15 protein-coding genes and 1 pseudogene are annotated in these 13,304 nt (G+C 70.8%); 12 read left to right on the top strand and 4 right to left on the bottom strand.

The features are described 5' to 3' along the window. Positions 1–46 precede the first annotated feature (46 nt). From P7F68_RS17285 to fae, 4 genes are all read left to right on the top strand, one after another. Complete coding sequence (locus tag P7F68_RS17285; RefSeq protein ID WP_270069518.1) at positions 47–952, top strand: NAD(P)-dependent methylenetetrahydromethanopterin dehydrogenase; 906 nt, start codon at positions 47–49, stop codon at positions 950–952. A 13-nt stretch (positions 953–965) separates the two neighbouring features. Then, the gene (mch, locus tag P7F68_RS17280) at positions 966–1,970 is read left to right on the top strand and encodes a methenyltetrahydromethanopterin cyclohydrolase (RefSeq protein ID WP_277835015.1); all 1,005 of its coding nucleotides are present in this window, start codon (positions 966–968) and stop codon (positions 1,968–1,970) included. A gap of 1 nt (position 1,971) precedes the next feature. After that, positions 1,972–2,931: an ATP-grasp domain-containing protein gene (locus tag P7F68_RS17275; RefSeq protein ID WP_002923423.1), complete on the top strand. Its 960-nt coding sequence runs from the start codon at positions 1,972–1,974 to the stop codon at positions 2,929–2,931. A gap of 196 nt (positions 2,932–3,127) precedes the next feature. Next, positions 3,128–3,637, top strand: coding sequence for a formaldehyde-activating enzyme (gene fae, locus P7F68_RS17270; RefSeq protein WP_002923426.1), 510 nt, complete (start codon positions 3,128–3,130; stop codon positions 3,635–3,637). A gap of 89 nt (positions 3,638–3,726) precedes the next feature. Here the strand turns inward: fae and P7F68_RS17265 are convergent, their stop codons facing one another. Then, positions 3,727–4,248 carry a dihydroneopterin aldolase gene (locus P7F68_RS17265; protein ID WP_277835014.1) on the bottom strand — a complete coding sequence of 174 codons (522 nt, stop codon included), beginning with the start codon at positions 4,246–4,248 and terminating at the stop codon, positions 3,727–3,729. A gap of 267 nt (positions 4,249–4,515) precedes the next feature. Here P7F68_RS17265 and P7F68_RS17260 point away from each other — a divergent pair, with 267 nt between their 5' ends. From P7F68_RS17260 to P7F68_RS17240, 5 genes are read left to right on the top strand one after another with little or no spacing between them, the layout of a single operon-like run. After that, positions 4,516–5,172, top strand: a complete 657-nt coding sequence (locus P7F68_RS17260) for a flavoprotein (protein ID WP_002923430.1) — start codon at positions 4,516–4,518, stop codon at positions 5,170–5,172. Beyond that, a complete protein-coding gene (locus P7F68_RS17255) occupies positions 5,151–6,578 on the top strand; it encodes a DUF6513 domain-containing protein (protein ID WP_277835013.1) in 1,428 nt (475 codons plus the stop codon). Before P7F68_RS17260 ends, P7F68_RS17255 begins: the two co-directional genes overlap by 22 nt. Continuing rightward, entirely contained in the window at positions 6,575–7,156 is a 582-nt protein-coding gene (locus tag P7F68_RS17250; protein WP_277835012.1) for a DUF447 domain-containing protein, read from the top strand. Before P7F68_RS17255 ends, P7F68_RS17250 begins: the two co-directional genes overlap by 4 nt. Position 7,157: 1 nt before the next feature. Continuing rightward, positions 7,158–7,910, top strand: coding sequence for a (5-formylfuran-3-yl)methyl phosphate synthase (locus tag P7F68_RS17245; protein WP_277835011.1), 753 nt, complete (start codon positions 7,158–7,160; stop codon positions 7,908–7,910). A 7-nt stretch (positions 7,911–7,917) separates the two neighbouring features. Further along, on the top strand, positions 7,918–8,793 hold the full coding sequence (locus P7F68_RS17240; protein WP_277835010.1) for a trypsin-like serine peptidase: 876 nt from the start codon (positions 7,918–7,920) through the stop codon (positions 8,791–8,793). A 41-nt stretch (positions 8,794–8,834) separates the two neighbouring features. On the opposite strand, the gene P7F68_RS17235 is transcribed toward P7F68_RS17240, so the two are convergent. From P7F68_RS17235 to P7F68_RS17225, 3 genes are read right to left on the bottom strand one after another with little or no spacing between them, the layout of a single operon-like run. Beyond that, positions 8,835–9,404: an amino acid kinase family protein gene (locus P7F68_RS17235; RefSeq protein WP_277835009.1), complete on the bottom strand. Its 570-nt coding sequence runs from the start codon at positions 9,402–9,404 to the stop codon at positions 8,835–8,837. Next, complete coding sequence (locus P7F68_RS17230) at positions 9,392–10,576, bottom strand: hydantoinase/oxoprolinase family protein (protein WP_277835008.1); 1,185 nt, start codon at positions 10,574–10,576, stop codon at positions 9,392–9,394. Before P7F68_RS17230 ends, P7F68_RS17235 begins: the two co-directional genes overlap by 13 nt. Next, positions 10,554–11,660, bottom strand: a complete 1,107-nt coding sequence (locus P7F68_RS17225) for an ATP-grasp domain-containing protein (RefSeq protein WP_277835007.1) — start codon at positions 11,658–11,660, stop codon at positions 10,554–10,556. The genes P7F68_RS17230 and P7F68_RS17225 overlap by 23 nt, the downstream gene beginning before the upstream one ends. On the opposite strand from P7F68_RS17225, the gene P7F68_RS17220 reads away from it, so the two are divergent. From P7F68_RS17220 to P7F68_RS17210, 3 genes and pseudogenes are all read left to right on the top strand, one after another. Continuing rightward, positions 11,659–12,369 carry a HisA/HisF-related TIM barrel protein gene (locus P7F68_RS17220; protein ID WP_277835006.1) on the top strand — a complete coding sequence of 237 codons (711 nt, stop codon included), beginning with the start codon at positions 11,659–11,661 and terminating at the stop codon, positions 12,367–12,369. The two genes, P7F68_RS17225 and P7F68_RS17220, sit on opposite strands and share 2 nt — an antisense overlap. 14 nt (positions 12,370–12,383) lie before the next feature. After that, positions 12,384–12,551: pseudogene (locus P7F68_RS17215) on the top strand (IS91 family transposase); the annotation flags it as partial. A 242-nt stretch (positions 12,552–12,793) separates the two neighbouring features. Beyond that, a complete protein-coding gene (locus P7F68_RS17210; RefSeq protein ID WP_277835005.1) occupies positions 12,794–13,189 on the top strand; it encodes a hypothetical protein in 396 nt (131 codons plus the stop codon). Positions 13,190–13,304: the final 115 nt, after the last annotated feature.

Here is a 13,304-nt window from a genome sequence, read left to right as displayed (position 1 = left end):
CGGCGCAGACGATCATTCATCCCCACCCCAGGCGAGGAGGGCTCTCATGGAGCGCAGCTACATCCTTCACATGTTCACCCCGGGCAAGCAGATGAGCCCGTTCGACATCAACATGGCGGTTGATGCCGGCTACCAGGTGGTCGTGCCCTACTGCGGGGTCAGTCTCGACGAGATCACCGGCCTCACCCAGGATGCGATCTTCTCGCGCGGCCCCAAGGGCGTGAAGGCCACCGGCATCTTCATCGGCGGGCGCGACGTCATGCTCGCCGCCGACATGCTGGCGCGGGCGCGCAAGGCCATGGTGCCGCCCTTCGAGGTGTCGGTGATCGCCGATCCGAGCGGCGCCTACACCACCGCGGCGGCGCTGGTGGCCTGCGTGGAGCGGCAGCTGGGCGTGGCGCACGGCACCGACCTCACCGGCAAGCGGGTGCTGATCCTGGGCGGCACGGGCACGGTCGGGCGTATTGCCGGCGTGCTCGCCGCCGGGCTCGGTGCGCAGGTCACGCTCGCCAGCCATCGCGACCAGGCCAACGCCGAGCGTGCTGCGGCCGAGACCGCGCAGCGCTTTGGCTGCAGCCTGCGCGGCGCGGGTACGGGGGACGAGGCCAGCCGGCGCGCAGCGCTCGCCGAGGCCGACGTGGTGCTGGCAACGGCCGCTGCCGGGGTGCAGGTGATGAGCGCGGACGACCGTGCCAGTGCCGCCGGGCTGCTGGTGGCGGCCGACGTCAACGCCGTACCGCCCGAGGGCATCGCAGGCGTGGGCGTGATGGACAACGGCAAGCCGATCGCGGGTATGCGCGCGGTCGGCATCGGCGCGCTGGCCGTGGGCAACGTCAAGTACCAGGTCGAGAACGGCCTGCTGGTGGCCATGCGCAATGCCGACAAGCCGCTCTACCTCGGCTTTGCCGAGGCCTTCGACAAGGCGCGCGAGATCCTCGCCGCCAAGGGCTGATACGGGAGGCAGGATGAGCGAAGGACATGCACACGCGGGCGGCGCCTCCAGCCTGAGCGTCAACCGGCTCGCCGCCCCCGTGCTGGCCCGCCTGCTGGAGGATGCGGACGCGCTCGGTGTCGGCGTGGCGCGCCTGGACAATGGCGTCACCCTGGTCGATGGCGGTATCGCGACGCGCGGCAGCGTGGCCGCCGGCCTGCTCATCGGCGAGATCTGCATGGGCGGCCTTGGCGAGGTCCGGCTGTGTGCGCGCACGGAGGCGCAGTGGTCGGGCTGGCTCGAGGTGTCGAGCGCGCAGCCGGTGCTGGCCTGCCTGGCAAGCCAGTACGCGGGCTGGAGCCTGGCGGCGAGCAAGGAGGAGGCGGGCGGGCGCAAGTTCTTCGCGCTCGGCTCGGGTCCGGCGCGAGCGCTGGCCTGCCGCGAAGCGCTGTTTGCCGAGCTCGGCTATCGCGACCACGCCGAGGCAGGCGTGCTGGTGCTGGAGGTCGACCGCCCGCCGCCCGCGGTGGTGATCGACAAGATCCTGCGCGACTGCGCACTCCCGCCCGCCGCGCTGACGGTGGTGCTGACGCCCACCACCAGCCTGGCCGGCACCACCCAGGTGGTCGCGCGCGTGCTGGAGGTGGCGATGCACAAGGCGCACGAGCTCGGCTTTGCACTCGCCGACGTGGTTGACGGCCATGCCAGCGCGCCGCTGCCGGTGCCCAGCCCCGACGCCGGTGTGGCGATGGGGCGCACCAACGACGCCATCCTCTATGGCGGGCGCGTGCACCTCAAGGTCAGGGGCGGCGACGAGGCCGCGCAGGCGCTCGCGCAGCGCCTGCCGTCGTCCAACTCGCGTGATTACGGGCGCTCGTTCGCCGACATCTTTCGCGACTACGAGTACGACTTCTACAAGATCGACCCGGCGCTGTTCGCGCCTGCCGAGGTGTGGGTGAGCAACCTCGACAGCGGCCGCAGCTGGCACGCCGGCGGGGTGGACATGGCCTTGCTGCGCAGCCTGTGGCTGGAGCCCTGACATGACCGAGCGCCGCGTCGCCATCTTCACCGACGAGACCGGCTGGCACACGCGCCGGCTGCGCCAGGCGCTGGCGCGGCGGGGTTTCGAGGGGCGCTGCGTCGATCTCGCGGCGTGCCGCTTCGACACCGCAGCCTCGCCCCACGGCGTGCTCATCCCCGGCTTCGGCAAGGCCTTGCCATGCGCCGCGATCGTGCGTGGCATCGCCGGCGGCAGCCTGGAACAGATCACCAAGCGCCTGGGCATCCTGCATGCGCTGCGCGAGCTGGGTGTGCCGGTGTACAACGATGCACGCGCCATCGAGCGCAGCGTCGACAAGGCGATGACCAGCTTCCTGCTCCATCGCGCCGGGGTCGCGACCCCGCCGGCCTGGGCGGTGGAGGACGAAGCCCAGGCAAGACGCATCCTGGTGCGCGAGGCGGCAGCTGGCCACGGCCTGGTGGTGAAGCCGATGTTCGGCTCGCAGGGCAAGGGCGTGCTGCGCGTGGGAGCGGTCGACGGTGGTTTCGTGGCCCTGCCGCCGCTGGGCGAACTGGCCGGGCTTGCCTACCTGCAACGCTTCGTGCCGCAGGCCGAGTCGCCGCAGGCGCCCGGTTTCGACTGGCGCGTGCTGGTGATCGGCGGGCAGGCGCGCGCGGCGATGAAGCGCGTCAGCGCCCATTGGGTGCGCAACGTGGCGCGCGGCGCGCGCTGCCAAGCCTGCGCGCTCGAGCCCGGCCTGGCGGCGCTGGCCGAGGCTGCCGCCGCCGCGTTGGGCATGGACTATGCCGGCGTGGATCTCGTGCCCGATGCCGCTGCCGCGTCCGGGGCGCAGGTCATCGAGGTCAATGGCGTGGCCGCATGGCGTGGCCTGCAGCGGGTGACGGCGTTCGACATCGCGCAGGCGCTGGTGGACGATCTGCTCGCTCGCCGGCTCGGTGTGGGGCTTGATCAGGGCGTGGCACAGGTGTGTCATTTTTGATCAGGTGTATCGCGCTTTCGCAGGTGCCTGAACACACGGCACCTCATCCTCGCCGCGCCGGTGCCGGTTTGCGATGTGCATGCGAGCTGGCACGGAATCTGTATTGAAAGGGGCGATGCCCGGGTCCGTACCCGCTCCCGGACAGATGGCGTCCCCCCGGGATTGCCAGACCACCACATCGAATGGAGACACAAGAATGGCAAAGATCGATCGCATGCTCGTGGGGGAGTCCCTGGTCGGTGACGGGAACGAGGTCGCGCACATCGACCTCATCCTCGGACCGCGGGGAAGCGCGGCCGAAACGGCTTTCGCCACTGCGCTGACGAACAACAAGGATGGCTTCACGTCGCTGCTCGCCGTCGTCGCGCCCAACCTGCTGTGCAAGCCGGCGACGGTGATGTTCAACAAGGTCACCATCAAGGGCGCCAAGCAGGCGGTGCAGATGTTCGGTCCCGCCCAGCGTGCCGTGGCCATGGCGGTCGCCGACAGTGTCGAGGACGGCACCATCCCGGCGGACGAGGCCGATAACCTGTTCGTCTGCGTCGGCGTCTTCATCCACTGGCTGGCCGAGGACGACAAGAAGATCCAGGACTACAACTACCAGGCCACGCGCGAGGCCATCAAGCGCGCGGTGAACGGCGAGCCGTCAGCCGCCGAGATGCTGGCAAAGAAGGGCAGTTCTGCCCACCCCTTCGCCGCCAACTGAGCCAGGCGCCTGCGTCAGCAGGCTGCTGCCGGCAGGAAAAAAAGGCCGAAGCGCTCGCTTCGGCCTTTTTGTTGCTTCGCGCCCGGGCTTCAGCCGCGCTCGCCCGGCACCATGCCGGCGCCGAGCAGGCTCAGCACTTCGGCCGGGCCGCGGCGTTCCGACGCGGACGGTGGCTGCCGGCGGCGGCGTTCGATCATCACCCCCACGCTGTCCACGTCCTCGAACTTGCGCGGCTTGGTGACGCGGACGCGCACCCAGTGGGCGCCGAAACGGCCGAGCAGCAGGCTGGCCACGGCCTCGGCGAAGGCTTCGAGCAGGCGGTAGCGGTGGTTCGCCATCATCTCGCACAGCGCGCTGCGCACCTCGCTGTAGTCGATGGTGTCGCCGATGTGGTCGGTGTCGCAGGCCAGGCTGCGCGGCAGGCCGGCGGCGAGGTCGATGCGCACGGGCTGGGTGTCGTGCAGCTCGTCGTGGTGGATGCCGATCACCGTCTGGCCCAGGAAGCCGTCGATGAAGATGATGTCGAGGCTTACGGCGACCGGGTCGTGCATCGAGTGGGTGTGCAGGTTGAGGGTGTCGGACATCGGGCTGGGGTTGGGCTGTGGGGTCAAGGCCGGGGTCTCCATGCGAGGGCGCGAGCAGTGCGGGGCGTGACGAGGCCGCCAGGGCGGTTCGACCACCACTCAAGCGAAAAGCGCGCCATCGGTGGGGGCAGTCCTGCTGCCTTGCCCGTCCTTGCCGTGGCTATAATCGATCAGGCCATGCAGCGCGCCGTGCGTGGCGAGGCGGGCATGCTAGTTGCTGAAGAGCATCCATCACAAGAACATTCGAGACACGCGGCCTGAGTCCTGCCGCGCGCGCCCCAACCGGACCCTTCGATGTCCCACGCCGAAACCCATACCGCGCATCCGCTGCCTGGCGATCTCGACGAGCAGGATTACAGGCTGCCGACGGGCGGCACCGCAGGCGACATGGCACGCCGCAGCCGCTTCGCCTGGGCGCTCACCGGCTCCGGCCACTACCTGCAGGAATGCATCGCGCTCGCCCTGCGCCTGCCGGCGGTCGATCTCTTCCTGTCGGCGGCGGCCGAGGAGGTACTGCCCCTCTACGACTTCCGTATCGCCGAGCTGCGCGAGCGCTGCCGCGTGTTCCGCGACAAGACGGCCAGCTCGGTACCGGTCGGCATGCTCTACGACGACGTCTATCACACCGTGATCGTCGCCCCGGCGACCAGCAACACGGTCGCCAAGTGCGCCTTCGGCATATCCGACACGCTGCCCACCAACATCTTCGCCCAGGCCGGCAAGCTGGAGATCCCCGGCATCGTGCTGGCCTGCGACATGAAGCCGGTGGTCGTCACCAAGGCCCCGCGCGAATGGGTCGAACTCAAGCCGCGCAACATCGAACTGGAGAACGTCGAGCGCCTGCGCCGCATCGACTTCTGCGAAGTGGTCGAATCCCCCGATGAACTCGAGCAGCGCCTGCAGCGCCGCCTCGACGAGCTGGCACTGACATGGAACGCATCCTCTTCCTGACCGGCCGGCTCGCCCACCACAGCCTGGAAAAGGTGCTCGCCGGCATGGCCCCCGCGCCCTTCGAATGGGAGGTGCGCGAACTCGGCCTGCAGGTCGCCGGGCTGATGACGGCCGACATGATCCAGCGCCGCCTGCACGACGTCGCCGGCTTCGACCGCGTGCTGGTGCCCGGGCGCTGCCGCGGCGACCTCGTCGCGCTCGGTGCCCATCTCGGCGTGCCGGTCGAGCGCGGGCCGGAGGAGCTCAAGGACTTGCCGCGCCACTTCAACCGCGCGGCGCGCGCGGTCGACCTGTCGCGCTACGACACGCGCATCTTCGCCGAGATCGTCGAGGCCCCCCAGCTCGGCGTGGACGGGGTGCTGGCGAGGGCGCGTGAGCTGCGCGCCTGCGGCGCCGACGTGATCGACCTCGGCTGCCTGCCCGAGACGCCTTTTCCGCACCTTGAGGACTGCGTCGCCGCCCTCAAGGCAGAGGGCTTCGCGGTGTCGGTCGACTCGCTCAACCCGCAGGAACTGCTGCGCGGCGGGCGTGCCGGCGCCGACTACCTGCTGAGCCTGTCGCTCGACAGCCTGTGGATTGCCGACGAGGTCGCCTCGACCCCGGTCATCATCCCGCGCGAGCCGTCCGACGAGGCCTCGCTGCATGCCGCGGTGGAGACCATGCTGCGGCGCGGGCGGCCCTTTCTCGCCGATGCCATTCTCGATCCCATCCCCTTCGGCCTGCTCGCCTCGCTGTGCCGCTACCAGCGCCTGCGCGAGCGCTATCCCGAGCTGGCGATCATGATGGGCGTGGGCAACGTCACCGAGCTTACCGAGGCCGACACCAGCGGCATCAACGCGGTTCTGTTCGGTATCGCCGCCGAGCTCGGCGTAGCGGCCGTGCTCACCACCGAGGTGAGCGGCCATGCGCGGCGCGCAGTGCGCGAGGCCGACGTTGCGCGCCGCGTCATGCATGCCGCGCGCGAGACCCGCAGCCTGCCCAAGGGCTTGTCCGACGCGCTCATGACGGTGCATGACAAGCGCCCCTTTCCCGACAGCCCGGACGAGATTGCCGAGACGGCTGCAGCGGTGCGCGACCCGAACTTCCGCGTGCAGGTCTCGGCGCAAGGCCTGCACGTCTACAACCGCGACGGCCACCACGTCGCCGCCGACCCTTTCGCGCTGTGGCCGAAGCTGGGGCTGGAGGACGACGGTGGCCACGCCTTTTACATGGGGGTGGAGCTGGCGCGTGCGGAGATCGCCTGGTCGCTCGGCAAGCGCTACACCCAGGACCAGCCGCTGGCCTGGGGCTGCGCGGTCGAGCGCGCCGCCGAAGACCTGCTCGCCTGGTGCGCCCCCGCATCCACCAAGACCCGGCGCGCGCCTGCGCAGCGGCCGGAAAGCGTTGAGGACAAGCCGCAAACATGATCTTCGAAACCGTGGTCAGTACCCTGTCGCCCGAGGGCGAGGTGCATCTGGCGCCGATGGGCGTGCGTTACGAGGGCGAGGGCGAGGAGGCGGTGGTGGCGCTGATGCCGTTCAAGCCCTCACGCACGCTCGACAACATCCTCGCCACCCGCTGCGCGGTGCTCAACCTGACGACCGATGTGCGTGTGTTCGCCGGCTGCGTCACCGGCCGCCGCGAATGGCCCACGGTGGCGCTCGAGGGCTTCGCCGGCCGTCGCCTGGAGGGCGCGCTCGCCCACGTCGAGCTCGAACTGCGCGGCGACCAGGACGACGCCCTGCGCCCCACGCTGCGCATGCGGCGCGGCCGCGAGGTGCAGCACGCCAGTTTTCCCGGCTTCAACCGGGCCCAGGCGGCGGTGATCGAGGGCGCGGTGCTGGTCAGCCGGCTCGGCATGCTGCCGCGCAGCAAGGTCGAGACCGAAATGGAGTACCTGCAGATCGCCATCGACAAGACCGCCGGGCCGCGCGAGCAGACGGCCTGGGACTGGCTCTATGCCGCGGTCGAGCGCTACTACGCCGAGAACCCGGAGGCCGTGTGACATGCGCATGCTGGTGAGCGTGCGTGACGTCGCCGAGGCGCGCGAGGCGCTGCAGGCCGGGGTCGATTTCATCGACTTGAAGGAACCGTCCGCGGGCGCGCTCGGTGGCCTGGCCTTGCCGCTGATCCGCGAGCTTGTGGCTGCGCTGCGGGCGGGCGAGGGGGGCCTTGATGCACGCGCGCGGCCGTTGATCAGCGCCACCATCGGCGACCTGCCGGTCGCGGCCCGCGCGGACATCCTGGCGCGCGCGCGCGCAGTCGGTGCGTGCGGGGTCGATCTGGTCAAGGTCGGCGTGCCCGGCCGCGGCGAAGCGGCGTGTGGGCTGCTGGCAGCGCTGGCCACACTGCCGCTGGCGATCGTGCCGGTGCTGATCGCCGACGACGGGCTGGACGCGGCGGTGATCGACGCCGCCTGTGTGCCGCCTTTTGCCGCGGTGATGGCCGACACCCAGGCCAAGCACGCCGGCAGCCTGCTCGACCTGCTCGGCGCCGAAGCCCTTGCCGCCTTCATCGAGCGCGCCCATGGCGCGGGGCGGATGGTGGGCTTGGCCGGCGCCCTGCGCGCCGCCGACCTTGCGCCACTGGCGCGGCTGGGGCCGGACTTCGCCGGCTTTCGCAGCGCAGTGTGCGAGGGGCGCCGCGAGGGCCGGCTCGATCCGCGGCGCCTGCGCGCGCTGCGCGCGGCGATCGACGGCCTGGCCACGCAGGTGGCCGCAGAGCCAGCGCGTACGGCCGCGGAAGCGCCCGCCGTGTGAGCCTGCAATGAGCGCGCGACCTGGCTCCGAGTGCGCGCCCGTGTACGCCTGGCGTGTGCTTGGCCTGCCGGTCGTGCTGCTGTGCATGATGCTTTTCGCAGGCGCGGCGGCTGCCAACGTCTTCGTTGCCGACCGCCGCGCTTACCGCCCCGCCGACCAGCCGCTGCTGCGCTCGGTAGGCATCGTGGTCAATGCCGGCCGCCAGGTCGGCAGCGCCTTCCTGGTCGGCGAATGCCACGCGGTGACGACCTTCCACTCGGCCTTCTTCCGTGACGCGCAGGCGGCCTCGAGCGAGGAGCCCATCGGCGTACCCGATGACGTTCCGCATCGCGGACATGCGCTCGCCTTCCACATCGGCCCCGATCCCGAGCGGCCGGGCGTGTTCCGCCACCGCAGCGTGGCGCGCGTGGTCGACTTCGGCAACTACCATCCGGCCGCCCCGCGCGGCATGACCGGCGACTGGGCCATCCTCCAGCTCGACGACTGCCTCGGCCGCGAATATGGCTTCCTGCCCACCCTGCGGCCGACCTCGGCCGACTATCTGCCGCAGGGCCCGTTGATGACGATCAGCTTCCCGTATTCGGGCGGAAAGCGGGCGGGCGTAGCGGTCGAGGAGGGCTGCCGGGCACGCGACAGCGGCCCGGTGATTGGCCTGATCGCGGTCGACTGCGCTTTCGAGGCCGGCATGTCGGGCGGACCGGTGCTCGAGAAGCAAGGTGACGGCCAATGGCGGGTGGTGGGCATCATGCAGCTGCGTTTCAGCCCGGTGAAGCGCGTGCTGCCTGCCTTCGAGTACCGCCACCGCAACCAGATGGTGCATGCCGTGGCCTTCTTCCGGGCGCTCGAGCGCGTGCTCGCGCAGCGCGCCGGGCGGCCACACTAAGGCTCACGCGCGCAAGGCGCGCGCTTGCGCGCGGCGGCTGCTCAGCCGAGGGCGCGGTCGAACTCGGTGCGGTTCAGCACCCGGCAGTCGATGCCTGCGCGCGCGCACTGTTCGGCGTAGGCGGGAAAGGCTCGGTCGCCGATGCCGGCGGCGGCGAGTTCGGCCGGCGTGGCGCCTGCCGGCAGCGCGCAAGCCTTCACCAGCACGAGCTCGCTGGCGCCCAGGCGCAGCGCCAGCCAGGCCGCCAGGCTGTCGCTGGTCACGTCCCAGCTGGTGAGCGCATCGGCCGCGTCGCGCTGCAGGTCCAGCGCCAGCCAGATCGTGGCACGGCCTGCGGCCAGGGGGGCGTGCATGCCGGCCACCGACGCGGCGAGCGCCAGTCGCGGCTCGATGCCATGCAGCAGATGAGCGCACTGTGCCATGCCGAGTACCGCCATGTTGTGCGCGGCCACGTCATCCACCTGCCAGTGTGCCTGCGCGGCGCGCGCGGTATCGGCAAAGGCGCCGCTGCCGGGCACGACGGCGGTGCCTCCGGCGCGGGCGATGCGGTCCAGCCAGGCCGGCAGCAGCGGGTCGCGCAGCAGGCTGCCGCCGAGCTTCACGACGCGCATGGGGGCTCCGCTGCGGGTGCTGTTGCGGTGCGGGGAGAAGCGCCAGGCGCCGTGGCCAGGTCTGCGTCGCCCGCAAGCTGGGCGACGGCCACGCTCGGCGCGCACACCCGTGCCCAGTCGCGGTATGCAGGCGCGACGCGGGCGAGGGCGTCGAAGCCGACCGTGGGGTGGCCGAGCGCCTCGCCGAGCTCACCCACCAGGAAGGCGCCGCAGCCGGCACCGACCAAGGGCGTGCCGGCGGGCAGGGCTGCGGCGCGGATCACGCGCTCGAGGTTGCGCCGGATCTCCGCCAGCATCAGCGCACGCCAGCGCCGGGCGAAATCGTCCCAGTCGTCGGTGCCGGCGTCGCGTGCGTCGTGGCCGATCATGCGCGCCAGCCGCAGCCGGCTGCCGGCTGCGTCGCGCGCGCCGTTGTCGGCGGCTGGGTAGTGGTCGTGCGCGGGGTCGAGCTCGCCGGTGAGGCGGAACACGTCTGCCGTGGTGGCGAAGAATTCGTTCATCACGTTGCAGGCCTGGCCGCGAAAGCGGATGCGGCGTGCGAGTGCGCACAGGGGGCTGCGCACCACGCCCAGATAGACCAGCTCGCCGCTTGCCAGTCGCGCCGCGTCGCTGCGGCCGCAGGGGGCCGGGCGCCCGGCGCGGATCGCGATCAGGTCGGTGGTGGTGCTGCCGATGTCGACCAGCACGGCGTCGGGCAGGGCGTGTGCGACCAGGGTGGCGGTGGCGAGCCAGTTGGCAGAGGCGACCGCGGGCCAGTGCGCGGCGGCTGCGCTGGCGTCCACCCAGCCGGCGTCGCCGGCGTAGAAGCGGGTGGCTGTGCCGAGGCAATCGGCGAGGTGGGCGCACAGTGCGCGCACGCCGGCCTCGCGGTCGGCGAAGAGGTCGGTCATCTCGGCTGTCATCGTTACCGCATGGCGGGCGTGGGCGAATGCCGGCCAGCGCGCGCGCGCGGCGTGCAGCGCCGCGTCCAGATGCGCCAGCCCCTTCCACAGCGGCGTAGCCCACTGGCCGATGGCGGTGACGGTGCCGGCCTCGAGCAGGCTGGCCTTGACGTGGGCGCCGCCGATGTCCCAGCCGATCAGCGGCGCCGACGTGCCGGCCGCGCCCTTGCTTGGAGGCACCACGAGCGCGGCGTCGGGGCCGAGCGTATCAGGCAGGTTCGGTGGGGGCATGGGCCGACTCGGTGGCAGGGTTGGCAAGTGCGGCGTCGTGGCCGGCAATGATGTCGGCGGCGAGCCGGCGCGGCGGGCGTGCGCCGTCGCGCGCTGGGCCGGTGGCCGGCGGTGGTGCGGCGAGCCCGGCATAGGCGCAGGTCAGGCGCGGGTTGATCTCGATGACACACAGCTGGCCGTTGGCCTGGCGGACGAAGTCGATGCCCACGAAGCCGGCCAGCCCGGGGACAGCCGCGGCGCAGCGCGCGGCCAGGTCGCGCAACGCAGGCGTTACCGGCGCCACGCCGGCGTCGACACCGGCATAGCCGAGCCGGCCGACGGCCGCTACCGTCAGGCGCTGGCGGTTGACGCTCAGCACCTCGACGCGCCCGCCGGTGCACAGCAGCGACAGGCTGAGCGCATCGCCCTCGACCCAGGCTTCGAGCGTCCATCGGGTGGGCATGCCGGCGGCAGCTTGCACTTCACCCGAGCCGACCACCGCGCCTGTTGCGCCCAGCGCCGCATGCGCAGCGGCAAAATCGGCGAACACCCGGGTGTGCTCGCTGCCGGCGCCGTCGTCGGGCTTGAGCACCCAGCGCCCCGGCTGCGCGGGCAGGGGCAGGCCAGGCGCCCACGCCCGCGGTGTCGGAACGCCCTGCGCGGCGAGGCGTTCGCGGGTGCGTGTCTTGCTGGTCGCCACCCGGATCGCCCCGGCGCTGCAGCCAATCCAGCGCGCCGGCGCGACCGCCTGGCACAGGCTGAGCAGGCAGTCGCCCGTCTCGGGGGCAATCACCCACACGAGGTCGAAAGCCGACTGCTGCGCGTGCAGCCAGGCAGCCAGGTCGTCGACCCCGGCGGTAGGCAGGCGGCGCATGGCAGTGCCAGGTGTGCGCATGGGCGCAGGCAGCGGCGCCAAGCCCGCGTCGGCGACGCCGACCTCCAGGCTGGGCAGGGCGCTCAGCTCGCCGAGCAGCGCGTCGCGCATGCGCACGCCCTGGGCGAGCAGGGATTCGCCCAGGGCGTCTGCAGGCTCGGCGGCTGCGGCTTCTCCCAGCCCCCCCGCGCTGATAAATTCGAGCACCAGAATCCGTCGAGTCCTTGTCATGCAGCTCATTCCCGTCATCGACCTGATGGCCGGCCAGGTCGTCCGCGGCGTGCGCGGCGAGCGCAGCGCCTACCGGCCGATCCGGTCGTCCCTGTGCGAATCGAGCGCCGCGCTCGATCTCGCCCCCCGTCTGCTGGCGCGTGCGGCGAGCGACACGCTCTATATTGCCGACCTCGACGCGCTGATGGGCGGCGCCCTGCAGTTCGACATCCTGGCCGCGCTGCTGGAACACCTGCCCGCAGCCCAATTCTGGGTTGATGGCGGCTTTCGCGACGCCGAGTCGGTCGAAGCCTTCCGCCAGCGCCTCGGCCCGCATGCCGCCCGCGTGGTCCCCATCGTCGCCAGCGAATCCCTTGCCGACGCAGACCACGCCCGCCGCTGCCTCGACACGCACCGTACGCACTGCATTCTGTCACTCGACCGCCGCCACGGCAGCCTGCTCGATGCCGGCGGCTGCCATGCCCACCCCGAATGGTGGCCCGACCGGGTCATCGTCATGACGCTCGACCGCGTCGGCGCAGACACAGGGCCCGACCTCGACACATTGCACAGCGTGCAGGCCCTGCGGCCGGACGTGCAGTTGATCGGCGCCGGCGGCATCCGCCAGGACGCCGACCTGCAGCGCGCCGCGGCGTCGGGTGCGCGCGCCTGGCTGGTCGCCTCGGCGCTGCACGACGGGCGTATCGGTGTGGACTGCACCGCAGACTGAAACAGGAATCGTGCCAGGCTGCCTCGATAGCGTTTCGCGGCAAGTTCCTCGGGCGGCTCGACGCGGCCCACCGCAGCGGCGAGCTGGCCGACGATCCGAGCGCTGCGCCGGGTGCATGGCAAGCCCGGCGCCGTGCGCTGCTCGCGCACGACTGGGTGGTCTACGCCAAGCCGCCGCCAGGCGCCGCGCTGTCGGGATGGGCCACCATGAACACTCACGCGCGCCCATCTCAATCCTCGCTGATGCCAGGGTCCTGTCGCGCTCTATCTAATGTGGATGAGCCGCGCGTAGAATCCCCAGTGTCACCGCCTGAGCGGCGGTTCAGTTCAACAAGGCTTATCCCTCGCGGCAGGCGCCTGCGCACTGAACGGCGCTTGCGGCGCGAGGGATAAACCCTATTCGTTAGGCCTTTGAAGGAATCGCTGTGTATATCTTCGAAGTAACAACCCCTGGCACTTGGCTAGACCACGCAGATCGAGACTGGGCATGGAAGATCGAAGGACTTCTTAGAAACCTGCAGGCGCAGTTCTACGAAGCCAATACCGCATTGAACCTATTTGAGCAGGCTCGTGCAGATCACTCTTCCGGCTTTACGAGAGAACAGTGGCAAGCGGACTCTGAGCGCAGGGCCCAGATCCGAAGAGAGGTCGAGGCCGAACTTGGTTTCGACCTGTCCACACAGTCCTGGGACCGGGTAACTCACGAGACAGAGGTTCGCTTCAAGCGCGAAAAGTGGACCAATGGTCATGTGCCTCGAGAGTTGGAGCGAAACGTCATCTCAATCTTTGCTAGAGCGTTTGTCTTGGCGCTAGCAGCGTGATGCAAAAGCCGGCGGTACCGCGCCAGCACTGAGGTTCAGGTCGTATTTCATCGTGACATCGTTTTCCGGAATCGCCTTCGCACCGCGTTCGAATTGTCTTCGTGGCCGCACCGGC

It is taken from the genome of Thauera mechernichensis, assembly GCF_029588855.1.
GTDB lineage: Bacteria > Pseudomonadota > Gammaproteobacteria > Burkholderiales > Rhodocyclaceae > Thauera > Thauera mechernichensis.
The sequence above is the reverse complement of the archived record's forward strand: the minus strand, read 5'-3'. Positions and strand labels throughout refer to the sequence as shown.

Coding starts and splice junctions, on each gene's coding strand:
- P7F68_RS17255 (WP_277835013.1), top strand. CDS start 5,151: ATGGAACGCATCCTCTTCCTGACCGGCCGGCTCGCCCACCACAGCCTG.
- mch (WP_277835015.1), top strand. CDS start 966: ATGAGCGAAGGACATGCACACGCGGGCGGCGCCTCCAGCCTGAGCGTC.
- P7F68_RS17285 (WP_270069518.1), top strand. CDS start 47: ATGGAGCGCAGCTACATCCTTCACATGTTCACCCCGGGCAAGCAGATG.
- P7F68_RS17260 (WP_002923430.1), top strand. CDS start 4,516: ATGTCCCACGCCGAAACCCATACCGCGCATCCGCTGCCTGGCGATCTC.
- P7F68_RS17220 (WP_277835006.1), top strand. CDS start 11,659: ATGCAGCTCATTCCCGTCATCGACCTGATGGCCGGCCAGGTCGTCCGC.
- P7F68_RS17230 (WP_277835008.1), bottom strand. CDS start 10,576: ATGCCCCCACCGAACCTGCCTGATACGCTCGGCCCCGACGCCGCGCTC.
- P7F68_RS17240 (WP_277835010.1), top strand. CDS start 7,918: ATGAGCGCGCGACCTGGCTCCGAGTGCGCGCCCGTGTACGCCTGGCGT.
- P7F68_RS17235 (WP_277835009.1), bottom strand. CDS start 9,404: ATGCGCGTCGTGAAGCTCGGCGGCAGCCTGCTGCGCGACCCGCTGCTG.
- P7F68_RS17275 (WP_002923423.1), top strand. CDS start 1,972: ATGACCGAGCGCCGCGTCGCCATCTTCACCGACGAGACCGGCTGGCAC.
- fae (WP_002923426.1), top strand. CDS start 3,128: ATGGCAAAGATCGATCGCATGCTCGTGGGGGAGTCCCTGGTCGGTGAC.
- P7F68_RS17245 (WP_277835011.1), top strand. CDS start 7,158: ATGCGCATGCTGGTGAGCGTGCGTGACGTCGCCGAGGCGCGCGAGGCG.
- P7F68_RS17225 (WP_277835007.1), bottom strand. CDS start 11,660: ATGACAAGGACTCGACGGATTCTGGTGCTCGAATTTATCAGCGCGGGG.
- P7F68_RS17250 (WP_277835012.1), top strand. CDS start 6,575: ATGATCTTCGAAACCGTGGTCAGTACCCTGTCGCCCGAGGGCGAGGTG.